This window comes from Streptomyces sp. NPDC096132 (assembly GCF_044763345.1).
GTDB lineage: Bacteria > Actinomycetota > Actinomycetes > Streptomycetales > Streptomycetaceae > Streptomyces.
This window is the reverse complement of record NZ_JBIWGA010000036.1, coordinates 51,359-72,315: the sequence shown is the minus strand read 5'-3', so window position 1 is coordinate 72,315 and position 20,957 is coordinate 51,359. Positions and strand designations below refer to the sequence as shown.

The following is a 20,957-nucleotide window of genomic DNA, read 5'->3' as shown; positions in this document are numbered from 1 at the left end:
GGGTCACAGGCGCGAAAGGTAAGCGTGCGGATCATGATCTGGTGCGCATGCCGGACCCCGTTGTACATGCGGGCGGCACGGACGCGCCCGCTTGAGCCGGGGCGTCGGACGGGGGGCGGCTCCAGGGGACCCGCCGAGGTTCAGCCCAGCAGGCCGTGCAAGGCGTCCGCCGTCGTACGAACGAAGCCGACCCAGTTCAGGAGAGCCTCGCGGGTTTCCAGGAAGGCGATCGTCGAGACGTTGACCGCGCCGATGACCGCACCCTTGGCGTCGCGGACCGGCACGGCGAGACAGCGTACGCCGACCTCGTTCTCCTCGTCGTCCAGCGCGAAACCCTGCTCGCGCACCCTGGCGAGTTCCGCGCGCAGTTCGGTGAGATCGGTGACGGAGTTCTCCGTGCGGGGCGGCAGGCCCAGCCGGTCGACGAGAGTGGAGAGTTCCTCGTCGGCGAGGCCGGCCAGGACACACTTGCCGATGGCGGTGGTGTGCAACGGCAGCTGCATGCCCACCCGGGAGGAGTCCTGCACCGGATTCGGGCCGGCCACCTTGACCAGCAGGGTGATCGCATCGCCCGTGCGCACCCCGATCTGCACGGTGTGACCGATCCGGCGGCCGAGCACCTCCAGCTCGGCGCGCATGACCTGGTCCTCTCCGCAGCCCTGGGTGATCCGGGCGGCGAGCGCGCGGACCCGCGGTCCCGGCCCGTAGCCGCCGGAGCCGTCGGAGGCCAGAAAACCGGTCGCCACCAGGTTCTGCAGGATGCGGTGCGCGCTGGCCTTGGGTACCCCGGCGGCCGCCGCGACCTCGCCCAGCCGGTGCGGGTAGCCGGGTCCGGAGGCCGCCTCCAGCAGGTTGAGGGCCTTGTCGGTGGCGTTGCCCGCGAGGGAACTGCGTCCTCGGCGGTCGCCCGTCTGTGAGTCCTCTGAAGTTTCGATCCCGGCCATTGACAGGCTCCCGTCGCAGGGTTTCACTGATGGGCGTTCCACAAGAGAATACTTCATTCTACGTAATGGAACGCCCCGGGGGGTGGGTCGGAGGGCTGCCGCACCCACCTCGGAGGACCCCGGACCGCACCACGTCAACCCATCCCCGAGAGGACACCCCGTGGCCGAGAAGGTTCACAAGGTACGCACGACTCCCGAGCAGATGGCAGAGATCGAACAGCAGTGGATCGACGAGGTCCGCGAGGACCAGGAACTCACCGCCTTCGGTCTCTACCCCCAGCCCTCGCGCGGCAGCGCGGACGCCCAGGGTAGCTACCAGCTCTACCTCCCGCCCCAGTACGAGACCGAGCCCGAACGACGGTTCCCTGTCATCTACTGGCTGCACGGCGGTTTCGGCAATGCCCGTCAGGGTTCCGAAATGGTTGCGCGGATCGACAAGGCGGTCCGGGGCGAGGTGATCCCGCCGACCATCGTCGTCGTCCCGCAGATCCTGCCGATCGGCTGGTACGTCGACTCCAAGGACGGCGCCCGTCCGCTCGCCCAGATCACCGCCTTCGACCTGGTCCAGCACATGGACGAGACCTACCGCACCATCCCCGACGCCCAGTCGCGCACCATCGAGGGCTTCTCCATGGGCGGGTTCGGCGCCCTGCACCTCGGCCTGAAGTACCCGAAGATCTTCGGCAAGGTCTCCGCGGTCGCCCCCGCGATCCTGCGCCTCCTCAAAGACGAGCCGGAGGACCGGGTCAACAACACCTACTTCGGCGACCAGGAGTACTACGACCTCTGCCACCCCTGGAGCCTGGTCCTCGCCAACGCCCCCGAACTGCGCCGCACCAGCCAGGTCCGCCTGCTCTCCGGCCGGCTCGACACCCGTCTGGCACCGACGATCCGCGACCTCGACGAGCGCTTCACCGCCCTCGATGTCCCGCACGACTTCTTCGAGTTCCCGGACGCCGACCACGAGTACGCGGACATCATGGACGGCTACGGCGACAAGTACTACGCCTGGTGGCGCACCGCCTGACGCCCCGCGTCCACGTCCGACGCACCACGTCCACGCCTGACAGCAGCGGGTTGAACACCCCGTCCGGGCTGTTCCCCGCACCCGAGTCACCACGCTGCCCCGTCCCCGCCCGGCCGGCCGACGGGCCGCCGTTCCCGGCCCCAACGGTGCCGACCGCCCGTGCTCCGGGGCGCCTCCCCTTCCCCTTCCCCGACCGCGGGGCCACACGTCCATGGCGTGCGGCCGACGGTCCCGGACGGGACTGCCCCGGGCACGGGCCCCTCCGGCTGCCCTCACGCACGAGAGCAGACGTCGACTCGGTGATCCCACCTCTCCCGAAAGGCAGCGCGACCATGCGCCTGAGCCCGACTACCAGCCTCACCCCCGAACAGACCGAGCTCCTCGAAGCCATCGTCGGCCCAGGGGTCGAGCCGCCCCCGCCGTTCCTCGCCTGGGCACGCAACATGGAACTCGCCCACTGGGTCGAGCACCTCGGCCGCTACTGCCGGGGCGAGTCCCGCTTCCCGCAGAAGCTGCGCGAGCTGAGCGTGCTGATCGCCGGCCGCCACTTCGACAGCCAGGCCGCCTGGAACGCCCACATCCAGCAGGCCGTCGAGGAGGGCATCCCGGCCGAGTGCCTGGAGCGCCTCGCACGCGGCGAGGACCCCGGCTTCAAGGCCGACGACGAACGGGTCTTCCACGCCTTCGCACACGAGATGCTCTACGACCACTTCGTCACGGACGCCACCTACGCCGAGGCCATCGCGCTGTTCGGTGAGGAAGGCGTGCTGGACCTGATCGGCTGCATCGGCAGCTTCAGCATGTCCGCGATGATGCTGAACACCTTCCAGATCCCGCTCCGGCCGCACCTGCCCCGGCCCTTCGCCGACGTCGACGGGTTCCGCAAGGTCTCCGGGGGCGCCGACGGTTCCGAGGGCTCCGGGGGCTCCGGGAACTTCGGGGGCGAGGCCTGATGCCGCGGTCCCCGCTCCAACTGCTCGACGGACTCCTCGACACGGACGGCATGGAGAGCGCCGCCCACAGATTCGTCCTCGGCGGCCCCTTCGGCGCGGAGCCCGCCGAGACCACCGCGGAGCGGCTCGCCCACTTCGCCGACGCCGGCGGACTGCTCGTCGAGACCTCGCACAGCTACGCCCGCGGTAAGGCCGAAGTGGCGGTCGGCGACTGGCTGCGCACGAACCCCGGCCTGCTCGGCGTGGCCACCAAGGTCGGCCACGACACCACCGGCGGAGACATCCCGTTGAGCCGGGACACCGTCTTCGAGCATGTACGGTCCGCGCTGGACAACCTCGGCGTCGAGGCCATCGACGTCCTCCTCTACCACTGCGACGACCCCGCCCGGCCGGTCGCCGAACTCGCCGATACCCTCGTGAGTCTCGTCGAGGCCGGACACGTCCGCCGCGTCGGCGTCTCCAACTGGCGGGCCGAGCGCCTGTCGCAGCTCGCCGCCGAACTGGGCGCGCGCGGCCACGTCCCGGTGGCCAGCTATCAGTTCAGCCTCGCCGAACCCGACCCGGCGCTGCTGGAAGGCAGCCTGCACGCGGACAGCGCCGTACTCGACGTCGTGCGCGCACACCGACTGCCCCTGATCGGCTGGTCCTCACAGGCGCGCGGCCACTTCGCGCGTACCGGGCCGAAGTCGCACAACGGCAAGCCCGATCCCTACGACACCGAGACCAACCGCGCCCGGCGGCTGCGCTGCGTCGAACTCGCCGCGCAGCTCGGCACCCGCCCCGAGACCGTGGCCCTGGCCTGGACGCTCCACCACCCCGGCGTGTGGCCGTCCATCGGGCCGAGGACCACCGCCCAGATCGACAACTCCCTCCAGGCACGCCGCGTCACGCTCACCGAGCAGCAGGTCCGCTGGCTCCGGGACGGCCGGTGAGGCCTCGCTTCGGTCACCGCGTCTCCCCGAAGGCCGCCGTCTGCGGGGTGTTCGTGGCGGCGAACTTCATGGCGATCATGGACACCACGATCGTCAACGTGGCCCTCCCGGCCATCGGCCGGGACTTCGGCGTCGACACCTCGGGCCTGAGTTCCGTCAACATCGGCTACCTCGTGGCCCTCGCGGTGTTCATACCGGTGTCCGGCTGGCTCGGCAACCGCTTCGGCACCCGGCGCACCGCGCTGACGGCGCTGCTGCTGTTCACGGTGGCGTCGGGGCTCTGCGCCACCGCCGGGTCGCTCGAAGCGCTCACCGGATACCGGGTCCTGCAGGGCGTCGGCGGTGGCCTGCTCGCGCCCGTCGGGATGACGATGATGCTGCGGGCGTTCCCCGTCGCCGAACGGCTGCGCGCACAGCAGTACGTCATGCTGCCGACCGCCGTCGCCCCCGCCCTGGGCCCTGTCCTGGGCGGGTGGCTGGTGGACACGGCCTCCTGGCACTGGGTGTTCCTCGTCAACCTGCCCGTCGGCGTGCTCGCCCTGCTCTTCGGACTCGGCGGCCTGCCCGACTTCCCCGGCCCGGGCGCACCCCGCTTCGACATACCGGGCTTCGTCCTCGCCGGGGGCGGGCTGGCGGCGGTCCTGTACGCCCTCACGGCGGCCCCGGACCGCGGCTGGGAGAGTGCCGGCATCGTGGTCCCGCTGGTGGGCGGCGCCGTGTTCCTGGCCGCGCTGATCCCATGGGAACTGCGCACCAGACACCCCATGATCGACCTGCGGGTGGCCCAAGACGAGCTCTTCCGTACGACGCAGCTGGTCCTGCCGCCCACCGGGGCCGCCTTCATGGGCGTGCTGTACCTGCTTCCCCAGTTCCTCCAGGGCGACCTGGACTACGACGCGCTCCATTCCGGCCTGGCCACCTTCCCGGAGGCGCTCGGCATGCTGACCGCCTCCCAGATCGTGCCCCGCCTCCACGACCGGGTCGGTCCCCGTCGCCTGATGGTCGCGGGCGGCGCCGGAGCAGCACTGATCATCATCGTCCTCGCGATCCTCACCGCCACCCCCCACCCCCTCGCCCTCTACCCGTCGATGTACCTCCTCGGAGCCTCCGTCGGCCTCCTCTTCGCGAGCGCCCAGAACGCCGCCTTCGTCACGATCCCGGCCTCGCGGACGGCCGACGCGACCACCCTCCTCAACGTGCAGCGCCAGATCGCCGGCGCCTTCGGAGTGGCCTTGGCCGCGACACTGACGGCGTCCCTCACGACATCGGCCGCCGCTTACCGCGTCACCTTCGTCACGCTGGCCTGCCTGTGCCTGTGCGCTTGCGTGCTCGCCCTTCGCGTCAGTGACCGGCAGGTACGGGAGGCGTACGACGCGGACGACCGGGCTTCCCGTGCCGCAGAAGTGGACGTGAGTTCATGACCCACGCAGAGATCCTTGCCGTCGGTGAGCCGATGCTGGAGTTCAACGCGGATGCCGACGGGGCGGTCACGAGGGTGACGTGGTGGTGCCAGCCCGGCCAGGGGCGGCCTTCGAAGTGGTCCAGGCCCAGGCCGTGCTCGAGTTCGCGGTAGTCGTGCTCGATGCGCCAGCGGACCTTGGCCAGACCGAGCAGGTCGGTGATGGGGGTGTGGGCGGGGAGGTTGGACAGCCAGTAGTCGGTAGGCGCCTCGGCGTCGGCCGGCCATTCGATCAGCAGCCAGCAGTCGGGGAGCACGCCGTCCCACCAGCCCTGCCCGGCTGAGGCGGCGGCCGGGACCGGCCGTTCGACGGCCTTGCCCGCGGGGCGGACACGCAGGGCGGCGAAGCGGGAGCGTAACTCCCCTCGCGAGCCATTGCGCCAGGTCACGGAAGTGAATGCGTCGCTCCCGGCGTCGGCGGCCAGGGCTGCCACCGAGGGTGCTGCATGGCGGTAACGGGGCTGGGGCCAGCAGCCGATCGGGCCCTTGCGTTCCGGCGCCACGGGCTGGACGTCGAAGGGATGGGCGGTCACATCCGCTCGGACAGCCAGCACGTAGTCGATTCCGCGCTCGGCCAGTGCCGCCCGAACATGCGCGTTCGTGCCGTAGGCGGCGTCGGCGACCACGACCGGAGGCGTCATGCCCCAGCCTGCGAGCGTGTCGAGCATGTCCAGGGCGAGGCGCCACTTCTCGCGGTGTGTGACGTCCGCCGGGATGCGGGCAAGGCCCCGGCGCACGGTGTCCGACACCCACTCCTCGGGCAGGAACAGCCGCCACTGCAGCGGGCAGGACGCGGTATCGCTCGCGGCATGCACGCTGACTGCGACCTGGCAGTTCGCCCTCTTTCCCAGGGCCCCGCAGTACTGCGGAGCCACCCCGGCCGACTTCCGGCCGTCCTTGGGAACCGACACGTCGTCGATCACCCACGGCGCGTGACCGATCCACGGCAGCTTCCGGTCGCAGAGCCGCCGCTGCACCGGCACCGGATCCCACGTGGACTGGTGGGCCACATCAGGCGACCGCGGAAGCGGTCGACGGGGCCGCGGCGGCCCTCGGTGACCAGACCGGAGTGGAGCAGTTCTTTGTCGGAGAAGCCCTGGTTGCGCAGATGGCGGATGAGGTGATCCCAGCCCTGAGGGCTGTAGCCGACGCCGAACTGGGCGGCAGCGGCTTTATCGAAGCCGCGATCGGCGAGGAACGTGCGTCCAACGCCAGCTTCCGGGAGCACATTGAGCTTGTTTGCGTAGAAGTGGTCGTTGTCGCGGGTGGAGGGAAGCGGGGTCGAATCCGGGTCGAATGCGCCTTCCTTTGGTCCCGCCGGTGGATTGGTGCAGGTCGGCAGCATGATCAGACGTCATGCAGCCGGGTTGCGTGAGCGGCTACCGCAGTCGAGGGGTGATCACCGGCAGGTTCCTGGTCTGCATGTGGTACACCGCCCCAACGGCTCCTGGTCGGCAGGAATGAGTGAGATTGCCTGACGGGTGGGAAGGTGGTCCACGGCTGGTGCGGATCTTGGTGGGCGGGGGCCGCTTTCGCGGGCAGAGACCTTGCGGTTCAGCGCGTCGAGACGGTCGGCACAGGCGGGTCCAGTTTCGTTGCGGGGCTGAGCGGCGCGCCCATGGGAGGCTCGGGCGTGCGGTGCGCTCCGTGCTAGCGTGGAGCGTTTGCAGCGTCGCTGTGTCGGTGCCCGGTGCGGGGTCCCTGGCCGGCGGCCGCGTCCCTGCCGCGCCTTCCTCGGTACGGTCCCTTTGGAGGAAGGCTTTCTATGAGCGAATCAGCACGTGTCGATGCCCAGCAGGACGAGGTGTCGGGCGCCACCGCGGCTCTGCCCCCGGCGGCGTCCTTTGCGGAGCTGGGGCTGCCGGCCGAGATCCTGCGGGTGCTCGACGAGCGCGGTGTGACGGTGCCCTTCCCCATCCAGGCGGCGGCCCTGCCCAACGCGCTCGCGGGACGGGACGTCCTGGGCCGGGGCCGCACCGGTTCCGGCAAGACGCTCGCCTTCGGCCTGGGGATGCTTGCCCGGACGGCCGGGCGGCGCGCACAGCCCAAGGAGCCGATGGCGCTCGTTCTGGTACCCACCAGGGAGCTGGCGCAGCAGGTCGGTGAGGTACTCACTCCGTACGCCGAGGCGCTGCGGCTCCGACTCGCGACCGTGGTGGGCGGGGTCTCCATCGGACGGCAGGCCGCCGTGCTGCGGGACGGTGCCGAGATCGTCGTCGCCACCCCCGGCCGACTGCACGACCTCGTCGACCGTAAAGGCTGCCGGCTGGGACGGGTGCGCATCACGGTCCTGGACGAGGCCGACCAGATGTGTGACATGGGGTTCCTGCCGCAGGTCACCGAGATTCTGGACCAGGTGCGTCCCGACGGGCAGCGCATGCTGTTCTCCGCCACCCTCGACCGCGACGTCGACCAGCTGGTGCAGGACTACTTGCGCGACCCCGCTGTCCACTCCGTGGACCCTTCGTCCAGCGCGGTCTCCACGATCGAGCACCACGTCTTCGTCGTGCACGGCCCCGACCGGTACGCCGTGACCACGGAGATTGCCGCCCGGGACGGCCGCGTCTTGCTGTTCCTGGACACCAAGCACGGCGTCGACCAGCTCACGCGGCATCTGCGGGCCAGCGGTGTGGCGGCTGCCGCCCTGCACAGCGGCAAGGCCCAGCCGCAGCGCACCCGGACCCTGGCCCAGTTCAAGAACGGGCAGGTCACCGCCCTGGTGGCGACGAACGTCGCCGCACGCGGCCTGCACGTCGACGACCTCGACCTCGTGGTCAACGTCGACCCGGCCACCGACCCCAAGGACTATCTGCACCGCGCGGGCCGCACCGCCCGGGCCGGCCGCTCCGGCACCGTCGTGACCCTCGTCCTCTCGGGACAGCGCCGTGAGACGAGCCAGGTCATGGCCGACGCCGACGTCATCCCCAAGGTCACCAAAGTCCGGTCTGGAGAGGCGGAGCTGAGCCGCATTACCGGCGCCAAGGCACCCTCCGGACAGCCTCTCGACGGCGGGGCGGCCGCACCCCGCCCCAAGAACCACAACGCCCCGTTCCGTGGTCTGGGCAGCACCAAGGACGCGAGGGGTGGCTCTGGTGGCAGGCCGTCCCGTAAGAGCAGCGAGGCCCGCAAGCTCGCGGAGGCCCGCGAGGCGGCCCGAGTGCGGCGCGGCGGCTGAGCTCGGCTCCCCCGGACTGCGCCTAAAAATTGGCGCCGTCCAGAGCCGCTACCAAATCCCTCAAGGTGTGGAACTGGAAGGGGCCACCGACGAATCCCGCCGGTACCGGCGCGCGGGTGACAAAGATCGCCTTGACCACACGCGGCTGAGCTGGCGTCGGCAGGCCGAGGGCGGCCGCCACCTTGTCGGCGTAAGGTGCGAGGTCGTCGAGTTTCCGCTGGAGCTGCGTCGCGTAACACGGTTTTCGGCGGTCGACGTAGAAGTCGTCTAGCGCGTGTCTCTTTGATGGGTAGGTCAGTTGATCGGATGTGCCTGTCCGATTAGTGATCACCGGTGCGATGTGGGACCGGATCGAGCCGCTGATGCCGGCGGATCCGGTCCGCGGGCGGCGATGGGCCGACCACCGACGCACTCTTGAGGCCATCGCGTGGAAGTACCGTGCCAACTCGCCCTGGCGGGACCTTCCCGACGAGCTCGGCTCGTTCCAGACCGCCCACAAGCGGCTGATCAGATGGGCCGTCGACGGCACGTGGGAGATGCTCCTCGCTGCCGTCCTGGCGGCTGCGGATGCCGATGACGACATCGACTGGACGGTGTCGGTGGACTCCACCGTCGTCCGGGCCCACCAGCACGCTGCCGGAGCACTCAAAAAGGGGCGGTCCACTTCCGCGAGCCGGCCGATCACGCGCTCGGACGCTCCCGCGGCGGGCTGAACATCAAGGTCCACCTGGCCGCAGACGGCCGTGCACGGCCCCTCGCTTTCACCGTCACCGCAGGCCAGGCAGGTAATGCACCCGCCTTCGAGACGGTGATGTCCCGCATCCGCGTGCCCCGAAGCGGGCCGGGCAGGCCACGGACCCGACCTCGCCTTGTCCTGGCCGACCGCGCGTACTCCTCTCGCGTCGCAGCCACCTGCGACGCCGGGGCATCCGTGCCGTCATCCCGCAGCCGTCCGACCAAGTCAGCCACCGCCTGCGGCGAGGCCGACTCGGTGGCCGTCCGCCCGGCTTCGACGCGGAGGCCTACAAGCAGCGGAACACCATCGAACAGGCATCAACCGCCTCAAAACAGTGGCGCGGCCTGGCCACACGAACCGACAAGCTCGCGATCGCCTACCAGGCCGCACTCCACCTCGCAGGCATCCTCATCTGGACCCGACGCTGACCAAAGAGAAAGAACCTAGGGCAGCCCTGGTCCTCACATCAGGGGATCCCCGAACTGTTCGAGGAGCACGTCGACCGACGTATCGTCCGCGGGACCGGACGCGCCGTCGTGCAGGATCTGCTCCGCCCAGATGACCTTGCCGCGGGACGTGTACCGCGTCCCCCACCGCTGTGCGAACTGCGCCACGAGGAACAGCCCACGTCCGCCCTCGTCCGTGGTCGCCGCCCGACGCAGTCGCGGAGAGGTGCTGGAGCCGTCCGACACCTCACAGATCAGACTGCGTCCGCGCAGCAGGCGCACCTTCACAGGTGGTGATCCGTAGCGGATCGCGTTCGTGACCAGCTCGCTGAGGATCAGCTCCGTGGTGAACGCGGTCTCGTCCAGGCCCCAGCCGCTCAGAACCGTCCTGCACTGGGCCCGCACCGAGGGCACCACCGCAGTGTCCGGGGGCACATCCCACTCGGACACCGAAGAGGACGGGATCCGCCGGGTCCGCGCCGCCAGCAGTGCGATGTCGTCCGAGAGCCGGGTCGGCTTCAACGCCCCGATCACGGCTCGGCAGGTCTCCTCCGGAGTGCGTTCCCCGGTCCCGGCTCCGCCTAGCGCCCGGCGCAGCTCTTCGAGGCCGGCGTCGATGTCGCGGGCAGTGTTCTTGACCAGCCCGTCGGTGTACAGGATCAGCTGGGAGCCCTCCGCCAGGTGCACGTCGGCCATTTCGAAGGGGTAGCCTCCGAGGCCGAACGGGGGTGAGGCCGGCACCTCGGGGCAGACGACCGTCCCGTCCGGGTTCACCACCACGGGGCCGGGATGCCCCGCACGGGCCATCGTGCAGATCCCTGTCACCGGGTCGTAGATGGCATACAGGCACGTCGCTCCGGTCAACCCCGTCCCCTCCTGGTCGTCGGGGGCAGCGCTGGAGTCGTCCTCGTCGTCCAGGCGGGCGACCAGATCGTCCAGCTTCCCAAGGACCTCGTCGACAGGGAGGTCCAGCGTGGCGAAGTTGTGCACGGCGACGCGCAGCCGGCCCATCGTCGCCGAGGCGTGTAGCCCGTGGCCGACGACATCGCCTATCACCAGCGCGACCCGTCCGCCCGGCAGCGGAATGACGTCGAACCAGTCCCCGCCCACTCCCGCCTCCGACGGCAGGTACCGCCAGGCCACTTCCAGGGCGTCCTGCTCCGGCTGGCCCCGCGGTAGCAGACTGCGCTGCAGTGTCACCGTCATCGCGTGCTCGCGGGTGAACCTCCGGGCGTTGTCGATGGCCACCGCCGCCCGCGCGCCGAGCTCTTCCGCGAAAGCCACGTCCTCGGGTTCGAACGCGGGCGAGCCCTCCGTCCGGTAGAAGTGCGCGAGGCCCAGGGGCACCCCGCGCGCCCGCAGCGGCATGGTCACCAGGGAGTGCAATCCGAGTTCCAGAGCCCTTCGAGCGCGTTCCGGATCCTGTTCCTGCCAGCCGTGGGCCTGGCGCAGGTCCGCCTCCAGGACGCCCCGGCTCTGTTCGAGCGCCAGCATCTGCGGAGTCTCGGGTGAGAATGTGATCACTTCACCCAGCTGGTACACCGGCAGCATCCGCTGATCTCCGCTGATCGCGGACCGCAGCAGGTGGCGCCAGCCCTTCGTCGTCGGCTCAGAGCCGCGCACCACCGATTCCAGCAGATCCACCGCGACGACGTCGGCGAAGCGGGGCACCGCCACGTCGGCCAGCTCCTGGGCCGTGCGCTCCACATCCAGCGTCGTCCCGATCCGCATGCCTGCCTCGTACAGCAGCTTCAGCTGCCCCAGCGCCACCTCGGCTCGCCCCGACACCGCCGCCAGCTCCGTGGTGTCCCGCAGCGTCACCACGCTGCCGGCGTCGTCGGCCTCCGGGAACGTGGGCCGCTTGTTCACAGCCAGCAACCGGTCGTTGGCGAGGTACACCTCGTCGGTGACCTTCTCCGGGGATGCGAGTACGCGCGCCATCTGCTCGGGAAGCCCCAGCTCCCGCACGTGCCGCCCTTGTGTGTCGGCCGGTAGACCCAGTAGTCGCTTCGCCTCTTCGTTGGCCAGCAGCAGCCGTCGGTCCTCGTCGGTGATCAGAACCCCCTCCCGTACCGCGTGCAGCACGGCTTGGTGGTGCTCGTACAGCCGCGCCAGCTCCGTCGGGGCCAGGCCATGTGTCTGCCGCAGCAGTCGCCGGGACACTGCGGTCGTCCCTGCCGCGGCCAGCAGCAGCATGATCGCGCCGACGCCCAGGACGATCGGCAGCTGCGGCATCCACAGTCGCGCCACGTTCGTGACGGTGATCCCCGCAGAAACCAGGCCGACGATCCGGCCGCGCGCATCGGTCACCGGGACGACCGCCTGGATGGCGGTCCCCTTGCCCGCCGGCAGAGGCGGACCGCCCGCCTGTTCGACGACGGTACGGCCTTCGAGTGCCGGCTCGATGGTCCCGACGAACTTCTTGCCGATCTCCGAGGGGTAGGGATACGTGTACCGGATTCCGTCCGTGCTCATGACGACGATGAAGTCCATGCCTGCCCGCTTGCGCGCCTGCTCGGCTCGCGGTTGGAGCACGGCGGTCGGGTCCGGGCTGCGCAGTGCCAGGCTCACACCGGGGGCGCTGGCGAACGACTGGGCGGCCACCACCGACTCCCGACGTCCCTGCCGCACAGCGTCGTACGCCGCCTGCAGCATGATGCACGCCACCGCGGCCGCCACCAGCAGCAGCACGATCATGCTCTGAACGAGGAACACCTGCCCCGCCGCGGTGCGCGGGCTCAGTAGGGACAGGCGCCGAGTCCGCCGGCCACCGTCGGGCGGAGGACGTGAGGTCCGCAATCGGCTGGGATATCCCTCCATACACCCTTGATAACACCGCTGCGCAGACCTGGGATGACTGACGACGGAGCGGCGCGCCGGGTGAGGGGTCTCAGTTGCGGCGGGCCAGGCCCGGCGCGGCCTTCCGTCGGCCGGATGGTGACACATCCACCGCACGCGTCTGATCATCAGGACTGAGCCGCGTCGTCCATCCGAGCTCGATGCCTGGTTCCTATCGTTATGATGCATTTTGTGATCGGGTTTGGGCGGCCGTGGCGTCGGCATCCTCTCCGCGGCGGCCGATGGGAAGCGGCCACGCTGTCACCGGTGATCCTCACCGCCCTCATCGCCGTTCTGGCGTTCTCCACCCCACGGCAGATCGCCTTCAGCCGCCTCCTTCCCACCGCTCCCGCTCTCGCCGCCGCCATGTGGCCCGTGCTTCCCACGCTCCTGCTCGGACTGTTCTGCCTCCTGGTCATGATCGGTCTCGGCTTCGTCTACACCGACCTGGGAACGCCCTACACATCGGCAGCCATCATCGCGGTCACCCTGGCGGCCGCCTACGCCAGCCATGTCCGGCTGCAGCGCGAGGAGACGCTGTTCCACGTCCGGCTTGTCGCCGAGGCCGCCCAGGAGGTGCTGCTGCGCCCTCTGCCGCGCTGCATGAACAACATTGAGATCGAGGCCCTGTACCTGGCGGCCCAGGAGGAGGCCCGGATCGGTGGCGACTTCTACGAGGCGGCCGACACGCCGTATGGGATCCGGCTCCTCATCGGCGACGTGCGCGGCAAGGGCCTGTCCGCGGTCGGAGCGGCCTCCGCGCTGATCAGCTGCTTCAGGGAGGCCGCATACGACGAGCCCGATCTCAGCGGCATCATTCATCGCCTGGAGGTCACCATCACTCGTCACAGTGCCGCGTTCCCCCTCCTGGACCGGCCGGAGCACTTCGCCACCGCCCTCATCGCCGAGATCCCCCAGGACGGAGGCCAGGTCAGAATCCTCAGCTGCGGGCACCCCCCACCCCTGCTCGTCCACCAGGGGAAAACCCGGCTACTGGAAGCCACCACCCCCTCGCCGCCGCTCAACCTGACGACGCTCGTCGGCGAGCACCACCGCGTGGACGCCTTCGACTTCACCCCCGGCGACCAGCTGCTCCTCTACACCGACGGGGTGACGGAGGCCCGGGACCGCACCGGCACGTTCTTCCCTCTGCCGGAGTGGACGCAGCAGCAGGGCCAAGCGCCGCCCCGCGAGCTGCTCGACCGGCTTCACGCGGCCCTGCTCCACTACAGCGGAGGAAAGCTCGACGACGACGTCGCCGCCCTTGTCGTGCGCTGCCCGGACACCTGGGCCGGCGAGTACCGCCTGTAGGCCTCGCCGAGGCGGCGAACCGACATGCGAGGCCGATGGCTGACGCGTCCCTGCGAGGGACGACGGCTGCCGGGCTCTGTGAAGCGTGAGCCCGGCAGCGGGGTTCCCCGGTCAACCGACGGTCAGGGAGTGAGAAAGGTGGTCCTGTCGCCGAGGGAGAGTTGCGCCTGGTGTCTACCTGACATCGGGGCTGTCCCTGTTCGTGACGGACGGCGCGCACTACGAAATGCGGATTCACCTCATGGGCCATATGGGTCAAGTCCCCAGTTAAACCCTGCGGCGTGGCTCACCACCGCGGCTGGCGTTAACGGTCTGATGTGGCCCTCCTGTGGCCCAGAGCTAGTGTTGAAGGGAAGGCAGTTACGTAACCGACAGCTGACCAGGGCCCTGAACCAGCGCGAGTGACCGGGCCGTCAGCCGGGCGCCACTTCCGAGATCAGCACCCGGACGCGGGTCTCGATCGCGTCGCGGATGGGCGTACGGCCTCGACGCCCTGCCCGGCCGGGTCGTCGAGTTGCCAGTCGAGGTACCGCTTGCCGGGGAAGACGGGGCAGGTGTCGGCCGGGCCGCTCCGGGCTGCGGGGCCCCTGAGTACCCTCCGCTCAGCCGGCGTTGAACGCCTCGGCACGACGTTCGAGCCCGGCTCCGGAGGCCCTTTCGACGATCGGCCGCTCTGACGGAGAGGGTGGCGTCCCCAGTTCGTGGACATGACAGTGCCGTCGTCTCCCATCGAGATCCGTGACCAAGTGATCATCGGGTGCCTCCAGAACCGGTCGCCGAACGCTGTTCCTGGAGATCAACGAAGCCAGCGTCCTCGGGGTGGGCTGCGCAGACGAATCCGGCATGGGGTCGACATGCCACCCGCCTCGCGGCAAGCGGCCGATAGGAACGATCAGCGGCGGCGCGGTTTCACAGTGACATCCAGCAGTAAAGCCGCTCACCGGTCTCGTGAGCCCGTCTGGAAAGACGGAAGAGTTCCTCAGCCAGTGCCTGCGTTTCCTCGAGGCTCGCTCCTTGGAGTTCCTCCGCCTGTACCCATCTGGTGACGGCCGCGGGAACTTCGGATTCCCGTACTCCGGCCAGTGTGTCCCTTACTAAGGGATGGAGTTCCGACACCCACGGTCCCGTCGCCCACGGGTTGTCCTCGGACTCGGGGCCGTCCGGACCCGGTTCCGGGGAGGTCGGCCACACAGTCGTCTGCTCCACCAGGTCCACCCGCCACTCCGTCCGGCGAATGGCGGCGACCAGCTGCCCCAGGACGACGATCGGATCCACGCGCTTGGCGTCGACTCCGTCGAACACCGGGGGTTCCGCGTGGAGCGGGGATCCGCCGTCCGTCTCCTCCAGCGACTGCACCACCGTCGCGGCGTTCGGTGCGCGGAAGTAGTCGGTCAGAACACCCATCGCTCTTCTCCCGGTCTCCGTGTCTCGGGAGGCAGTAGATCAGACGGAGCGGCAGTGTCAGTGGCCGGTCCTAGGATCGCGTCGCACGCAGTGATCAGGAGTGCTGCCGGCCAACCAACCGACCGAGCGGAGAGCGCCGTTGTCCTCAATACATGACTTCGCGACCTGGGAGCCGCTGCTGCGGCTGGTGCGGGATTCCCACGCGGAGCAGCTTGCCGCGCCGGGTGGTTGCTTCACGGGCCAGATCAGTCTCGGCAGTTGGACCCTGCCCGCGCCACAGCCGCGCCCAGTGCCAGGGCGATCCCTGCAAGTGGCAGACATCCAGGACCAGTTCACCGCCGTGGAACGGGTCCAGGCCGCCCTCAGGGCCGACGGCGCGAGCGGCGTTTCGTACATGGTCGAGACGGCGCCGGACGGGAAGACCGTGCTCCATGTCATCGATGCGGGGCCCGCCGTGGAGCACGGGGTCAGGAGCCCTTTCGTGGGAGCCCTGCTCCTGGTCGAGGGCGCCGTTCCCGAGCCCTGGCGGCGCCTGCCCGAGGAGTTCCCGGGGGCGGCGCCGGCGCCGTCGGCGGACCCGGCACTGCTGGAGCGGACCCTTCACGAGCGGCTCCCCGACACCATCGGTGCCACCGAGGAGGAGATAGCCGCAGCGGAGGCGCGCCTCGGTGTCACGCTGCCCGACGAGCTCAAGGCCCTCTACCGCGTCACCCGTGCGCGGTGGCAGGACTGGAGCGGCGACTACGCGGCGCAGGAACGCGTCAGCAAAGCGGTCGGCTGTGAGCTCTTCCCCCTGGACGGGCTCTACATCGCGGATGCCCGGTCCCGTCCCTGCCCTTGGCAGTTCGCCGCCAAGGACGCGGTCGTCACCGCACCGGACGCCGCCGTGCAGGGCCTCGTCGGCTCGCCCGGCTGGATCGCCTTCGGCGACAACGGCGGCGGCGACCGGCTGGCCCTCGACCTGACACCGGGCCCGGGCGGACATGCCGGGCAGGTCATCATGATCGACCACGAGCGGAGCATCGGGGCCGCACTGCGCGCCGACTCCCTTACCGACATGGTGGTCAACCACCGCGACGACTGGCGCTCGGACGATGACTGGAACCGTCCGCCGGTGGTGGCCCAGGTGAGCACCCACAGCCCGGGCGGCATGGTGGCCGCCGTCCGGCCCGAGCTGGAGGTGCTCCGGATCGGTGGTCGGAAGGGCGAGCCGGTCGGCCTCGCCCCGGTCGCCGGCCTCCCCCGCCTGCGGACGCTCACCGCCTCCCCGGGCACGCTGGCCGATCCCCTGGAGATCGCCGGGCTGACGGGTCTGGAGTACCTGAGCCTCGGCCCCGAGGAGTGGCGCGTCCTGCTCAACGCGGGCGCCGTCCCCCGGAGCCTGTCGGCCGCCGCCATCGATGTGCAGGGCGAACAGCACCCGTTGCCGGTCCTCGACCTCGCCAACGAGCTCCTCGCCCTGTTTGACCGCCCCCTGATCACCCGGACCGTCCTCGAAAGCGACCTGGACACCGACCGGACGGCCGGGGGCACCCGGTGAGCGACGGCGGAGTGGAGGAGATGTGGGCGCCGCTGCCCGCGTACAGGGTCGAGACCGGTACCGAACCGCTGGACCGGCCGGCCCGGAACTCGTTGGGCGGGTGGCCCTACTTCGACGACGACCAGGAGTGGCCGCGTTGCTTCTGCGGCGAGCGGATGGCCCTGTTCTTCCAACTGGACCTGCCGGACGACATCGAGTTCTTCGGCGGAGAACACCTGTCGGTCTTCCACTGCGCCCACCACAACGACGCGTCCGACCCGGTGACGGCCGACGGCCGCCTCGTGCCCCGGTTCTGGGAGGCTCCGCAGCCGCCGTTCCCGGGCTCGTTCTGGCGGGTGCTGCTCCAGCGTGACCCGGGGGTGCCGGAAGCGGAGCCCGAACCGGCCGTGCGCGCCCTGGCCCTGACCCTGCGGCCCTTCGTGGACGCGCACGGGCCGTTCGACGTGCATTTCAAGGTGGGTGGTACGGCGGCCTGGGCGCAGTGGCCCGAGCGGTATTGGTGCGCGTGCGGCACGGAGATGGCGTTCCTCTGCCAGGTACCCGAGTATCAGGAGTTCGGCGTCCATCCCGGGGCCCCGGTGCAGCCCTACAGCATCCGGGACGACGCCTACCTCCTGTTCCTAGGCAACGAGGTCTACCTGCTGGCCTGCCCGGCGCGTTGCGATCCGGCGGCCGTCTTTCCGGTGAACCAGCACTGACGCCGGGTCGCCGGGGCGCGTGCCGAAAGCAGATCCTGACCATGGGACGATCTTGGTTCGCGGCACATGGAGATCTGACGGACGAACCATGGGCTGTGCTGGAAGCGTCGTTGCCGAGGGGTGAGAAGTCCGGCCGGCCGCGCCCACTCAGACGGTGATGAACCGCAGCTCCGGGCGCTCCCACGCAACCTTCGGCGGCGACGCGGCGACCCTGCTCAGGACCTCAAGATCACCCCGTGGCGGGTTTCTGGCCTATCTGGGAAGCGACCGCAATTTCATCTGATGCAGCACTGCGGTCGGGCTGCACATCGGAGGATCTGTCACTCATCGACGCAGGCCAGGGACTCAGTCTATGCGGTCCCCCCAGCTGGGCAGGTCGCTTCCGGAGCCCTCAAGGCGACCACAGGCAGGCTTCCTACCTGCATGTTTGCGATCGACTTACATCTGATGAAAGATCCCTTCGTCTGATGTAAGTGACGGAGAGTGCTTTTGATGAGCAGGAACAGCCTCGCACCCGGGGCAGCGGGGCTGCATCTGGTCAGCGATCTGCCGCTGCTGCGGCCCGACGAGCAGGTCTTCACCGCGATGCTGGACGGCTGGCGCAACCAGCAGCTGGCGCGCAACTTGGCGTTCTCCACGATCGAGGGCCGGGAGAAAACGGTGCGGGCCTTCGCCCGGCACGCCGATACCTTCCCGTGGACCTGGTCGCCGCAGATGCTCGACGAGTGGATGGGCGATCTGCGAGCGGTCCGCGGGCTGAAGCGCTCCACGCTGCGCAACTATCAAGGTGCCGTGCGCTCGTTCTGCGACTTCGCTGTCGACCCCGCCTACGGCTGGGCGGCGACCTGCGAAGAACGCTTCGGCACACACCCCATACAGGTCGTGCACGAGTGGAACGCTGCGGTGCACGTGGAGGACGCCGAAGCCGACGCGGCGAAGAGGCCCTTCACCCAGGACGAGTTGCAGGCGTTCTTCGACTACGCCGACGACCAGGTCATCAAGGTTCGTGGCAGGGGCCGTAAGGGCTGGCTGCCCGCGTTCCGTGACGCGGTGCTCTTCAAGACCGCGTACGCCTTCGGCCTGCGCCGCAACGAGACCCGGATGCTGGACACGGTCGACTTCGGCCGCAACCCCGAGGGCCCGGAGTTCGGCGACTACGGCGTCTGCTACATCCGCCACGGCAAGGCGAAGAAGGGCTCGCCCCCGAAGCGCCGCAGCGTGCTGACGGTCTGGGACTGGTCGGCGGAGATCCTCCAGCAGTGGAACGAGGAGGTCCGGCCGCTGTTCGCCACGTCGGGCACCGAGGCTCTGTGGCCCTCGGAACGCTCGGCCCGCATCGGCTTCTCCCAGATGAACACCCGCTTCGCTGCCTACCGGGACGCGCTCGGCCTGGACGAGGGGCTGGACTTCCACTCGTTTCGAAGGTCGTACGTGACCCACCTGATCGAGGGCGGCTGGGACGCCCGGTTCGTCCAGGAGCAAGTCGGTCACGACTACGCGTCCACGACCGCGATCTATACCTGCGTATCGTCCGACTTCCGCACCCGCACCCTGCGCAGAGCGCTGGACGCGACGATGGAGGCCGCCCTGCGGCCGGCAAGGAGAGCCTGATGAAGCGCCAGGTCAGCTACCAGTGGCGGCTGCGCGAGGTGATGGCCACCCGCGGCATCTTCGTCGCCTCCGACCTGTCGCCGCTACTGGCCGACCGCGGCATCGAGCTGTCCTCGGTCCAGGTCTGGCGACTGGTCACCCAGACCCCCGAGCGGCTGTCCCTGCCCGTCCTCGCCGCCCTCTGCGACATCCTCGACGTCACTCCCGCCGACTTGATCGCCACCAAAGCGGAGAACGCGGCCCCGCGCCGCACCGCCGCCTCCGGCGGCGCCGACGTGGTCGACCTCGCGGCCACGGTCCGTCCCAAGCGGGCACGGGTCCGCCCGGAGAAATGAGCCGCGCCCGGGTCCGGCCCGAGGACCTGTTCTGCGCGCGCTGTCACCGGGCCGTCCGCCTCGGAGCTGCCCACTGGCCAGAGGGCTACCTCTGCGCCGCCTGCTACGACCACGCGCTGGAGACCTACGGGCAGTGCGCCGGCTGCGGCGTCGACCGGCTCACCCCGGGCATCGCGCCGGACGGCGGCCGGTGGTGCACCAACTGTGCGGGCGGCCTCGGCGAGTTCCACTGCGAACGCTGCGGCCGTGAGGCCCGCCGCTACCTGCTCGGAGTATGCGGGAACTGCGTCCTGGCCGAGCGCCTGGAAGAGCTCCTGGACGACGGCGCCGGCCGAGTCCGGCCCGAACTCGTGCCGTTCTTCGACGAGGTCAGATCCGTGCCCCGTCCCAAGGCAACACTGACCTGGGTCGGTAAACCGCACGTCCAGAAGATCCTGCGCGCCCTCGCCTGCAGCAAAGTGCCCCTCACCCACGAGGGATTGAGCACACTGTCACCCTGGCGGTCGGTCGCCCACATCCGCGACCTGCTCATGCACACCAGCGTCCTGCCGCACCGCGACCGGCACCTCTTGCTGTTCGAACGCCGCCTGCCCGAATGGCTCGACGCCATCGAGGACGTCGAACACCGTCAGCTCCTGAACCGCTTCGCTACCTGGCACCTCCTGCGCAAGCTCCGGGCCACCGCCGCCAAGCGGCCCCTCGGCCCCGGAGCCGTCAAAACCGCCCGCACCCAGCTCATCCAGGCAGCCGCCTTCCTCACCTGGCTCGCCGAACGGGACCGCACCGTCGGCAAGTGCACCCAGGCCGACCTCGACGCCTGGTTCGCCCAGGACGCCACCACCCGCCGCGTCGTCCAAGCATTCTGCGCTGGAGCATGAACCACCAGGTCATGCCCCGGTTGAAGGTCCCCATGATCCGCACGGAGAACCCGACCCCGATCAGCCAGCACCACCGCATCGCCCTGATCCGCAAGATCATGACCAGCGACGATCTCCCGCTGATGGAACGGATCGCGGCCGCCCTGATCCTCCTCTATGCCCAGCCCGTCCGTCGGCTCGTCCGGCTCACCGTCCACTACGTCCAGCACGACGGTGACCAGGTCACACTCATCCTCGGTGACCCGCCCACACCGGTTCCCGAGCCCTTCGCCGAGCTCCTACTCGGCTACATACGTGACGGACGCCCGAACCGGCCAGGCGGCACTCTTCCCGCCAGCGACTGGCTCTTTCCTGGACACCGGGCAGGACAGCCCATGGACCCCGCCACCCTCGGCAGACGACTCACCGCTGCAGGCATCCCCACTCTCCACGGCCGGACCGCCACCCTGCGGCAACTCGTCCTTCAGGCACCGCCGTCGGTCGTCGCGGGGATGCTCGGCTACCACACCGTTCACACCGAGGCAGTCGCCGCCCAAGCCGGAGGCACCTGGAAGAAGTACGCCCCCGGTGACCACACTCGGTGACCTCACAGGCCGTCAGCTACTGGAACACCGACCAATCGATCACAGACTCCTACCGATATCATGCCCTCCGTCACTGTGAACGAGGC

General features: G+C 69.8%; 15 protein-coding genes and 4 pseudogenes. 13 read left to right on the top strand and 6 right to left on the bottom strand.

The window, feature by feature from the left end; all coding sequences use genetic code 11:
* Nucleotides 1-140: 140 nt before the first annotated feature.
* Nucleotides 141-944, bottom strand: coding sequence for an IclR family transcriptional regulator (locus tag ACIRF9_RS46200; protein ID WP_403835730.1), 804 nt, complete (start codon nucleotides 942-944; stop codon nucleotides 141-143).
* 160 nt (nucleotides 945-1,104) lie between these two features.
* Between ACIRF9_RS46200 and ACIRF9_RS46195 the strand changes: the two genes are divergently transcribed.
* The 4 genes from ACIRF9_RS46195 (at nucleotide 1,105) to ACIRF9_RS46180 (ending at nucleotide 5,277) form a co-directional block, all read left to right on the top strand.
* Complete coding sequence (locus ACIRF9_RS46195) at nucleotides 1,105-1,971, top strand: alpha/beta hydrolase (RefSeq protein WP_403835727.1); 867 nt, start codon at nucleotides 1,105-1,107, stop codon at nucleotides 1,969-1,971.
* A 332-nt stretch (nucleotides 1,972-2,303) separates the two neighbouring features.
* Nucleotides 2,304-2,924, top strand: coding sequence for a carboxymuconolactone decarboxylase family protein (locus ACIRF9_RS46190; protein ID WP_403835724.1), 621 nt, complete (start codon nucleotides 2,304-2,306; stop codon nucleotides 2,922-2,924).
* Nucleotides 2,924-3,856, top strand: a complete 933-nt coding sequence (locus tag ACIRF9_RS46185) for an aldo/keto reductase (protein WP_403835721.1) — start codon at nucleotides 2,924-2,926, stop codon at nucleotides 3,854-3,856. The genes ACIRF9_RS46190 and ACIRF9_RS46185 overlap by 1 nt, the downstream gene beginning before the upstream one ends.
* A complete protein-coding gene (locus ACIRF9_RS46180) occupies nucleotides 3,853-5,277 on the top strand; it encodes an MDR family MFS transporter (protein ID WP_403835718.1) in 1,425 nt (474 codons plus the stop codon). Before ACIRF9_RS46185 ends, ACIRF9_RS46180 begins: the two co-directional genes overlap by 4 nt.
* Here the strand turns inward: ACIRF9_RS46180 and ACIRF9_RS46175 are convergent.
* Both ACIRF9_RS46175 and ACIRF9_RS46170 read right to left on the bottom strand, forming a co-directional pair.
* Nucleotides 5,198-6,319, bottom strand: a pseudogene (locus ACIRF9_RS46175) (IS701 family transposase); the annotation flags it as partial. The gene ACIRF9_RS46180 and the pseudogene ACIRF9_RS46175 sit on opposite strands and share 80 nt — an antisense overlap.
* Nucleotides 6,319-6,543, bottom strand: a pseudogene (locus tag ACIRF9_RS46170) (DNA primase); the annotation flags it as partial. The pseudogenes ACIRF9_RS46170 and ACIRF9_RS46175, both read right to left, overlap by 1 nt.
* 537 nt (nucleotides 6,544-7,080) lie before the next feature.
* On the opposite strand from ACIRF9_RS46170, the gene ACIRF9_RS46165 reads away from it, so the two are divergent.
* Both ACIRF9_RS46165 and ACIRF9_RS46160 read left to right on the top strand, forming a co-directional pair.
* Nucleotides 7,081-8,490 carry a DEAD/DEAH box helicase gene (locus tag ACIRF9_RS46165; protein ID WP_403835715.1) on the top strand — a complete coding sequence of 470 codons (1,410 nt, stop codon included), beginning with the start codon at nucleotides 7,081-7,083 and terminating at the stop codon, nucleotides 8,488-8,490.
* A gap of 338 nt (nucleotides 8,491-8,828) precedes the next feature.
* A pseudogene (locus ACIRF9_RS46160) lies at nucleotides 8,829-9,654 on the top strand (IS5 family transposase).
* 33 nt (nucleotides 9,655-9,687) lie between these two features.
* Here ACIRF9_RS46160 and ACIRF9_RS46155 read toward each other — a convergent pair.
* Nucleotides 9,688-12,369, bottom strand: a complete 2,682-nt coding sequence (locus ACIRF9_RS46155) for a SpoIIE family protein phosphatase (protein ID WP_403835713.1) — start codon at nucleotides 12,367-12,369, stop codon at nucleotides 9,688-9,690.
* 408 nt (nucleotides 12,370-12,777) lie between these two features.
* Between ACIRF9_RS46155 and ACIRF9_RS46150 the strand changes: the two genes are divergently transcribed.
* Entirely contained in the window at nucleotides 12,778-13,821 is a 1,044-nt protein-coding gene (locus ACIRF9_RS46150; protein WP_403835711.1) for a PP2C family protein-serine/threonine phosphatase, read from the top strand.
* A 413-nt stretch (nucleotides 13,822-14,234) separates the two neighbouring features.
* Here ACIRF9_RS46150 and ACIRF9_RS46145 read toward each other — a convergent pair.
* Nucleotides 14,235-14,389, bottom strand: a pseudogene (locus tag ACIRF9_RS46145) (phosphotyrosine protein phosphatase); the annotation flags it as partial.
* 341 nt (nucleotides 14,390-14,730) lie between these two features.
* Complete coding sequence (locus tag ACIRF9_RS46140) at nucleotides 14,731-15,225, bottom strand: hypothetical protein (RefSeq protein WP_403835708.1); 495 nt, start codon at nucleotides 15,223-15,225, stop codon at nucleotides 14,731-14,733.
* Between the two features lie 139 nt (nucleotides 15,226-15,364).
* Between ACIRF9_RS46140 and ACIRF9_RS46135 the strand changes: the two genes are divergently transcribed.
* The 6 genes from ACIRF9_RS46135 (at nucleotide 15,365) to ACIRF9_RS46110 (ending at nucleotide 20,871) form a co-directional block, all read left to right on the top strand.
* Complete coding sequence (locus ACIRF9_RS46135; protein WP_403835705.1) at nucleotides 15,365-16,765, top strand: SMI1/KNR4 family protein; 1,401 nt, start codon at nucleotides 15,365-15,367, stop codon at nucleotides 16,763-16,765.
* Nucleotides 16,762-17,463 (top strand): hypothetical protein, encoded by a 702-nt coding sequence (locus ACIRF9_RS46130; RefSeq protein WP_403835703.1) that lies wholly within the window; start codon nucleotides 16,762-16,764, stop codon nucleotides 17,461-17,463. Before ACIRF9_RS46135 ends, ACIRF9_RS46130 begins: the two co-directional genes overlap by 4 nt.
* A gap of 492 nt (nucleotides 17,464-17,955) precedes the next feature.
* A complete protein-coding gene (locus tag ACIRF9_RS46125) occupies nucleotides 17,956-19,074 on the top strand; it encodes a tyrosine-type recombinase/integrase (protein ID WP_403835700.1) in 1,119 nt (372 codons plus the stop codon).
* Entirely contained in the window at nucleotides 19,074-19,409 is a 336-nt protein-coding gene (locus tag ACIRF9_RS46120) for a helix-turn-helix domain-containing protein (protein WP_403835697.1), read from the top strand. Before ACIRF9_RS46125 ends, ACIRF9_RS46120 begins: the two co-directional genes overlap by 1 nt.
* On the top strand, nucleotides 19,406-20,287 hold the full coding sequence (locus ACIRF9_RS46115; RefSeq protein WP_403835695.1) for a hypothetical protein: 882 nt from the start codon (nucleotides 19,406-19,408) through the stop codon (nucleotides 20,285-20,287). Before ACIRF9_RS46120 ends, ACIRF9_RS46115 begins: the two co-directional genes overlap by 4 nt.
* A complete protein-coding gene (locus ACIRF9_RS46110; protein ID WP_403835693.1) occupies nucleotides 20,284-20,871 on the top strand; it encodes a hypothetical protein in 588 nt (195 codons plus the stop codon). The genes ACIRF9_RS46115 and ACIRF9_RS46110 overlap by 4 nt, the downstream gene beginning before the upstream one ends.
* Nucleotides 20,872-20,957: the final 86 nt, after the last annotated feature.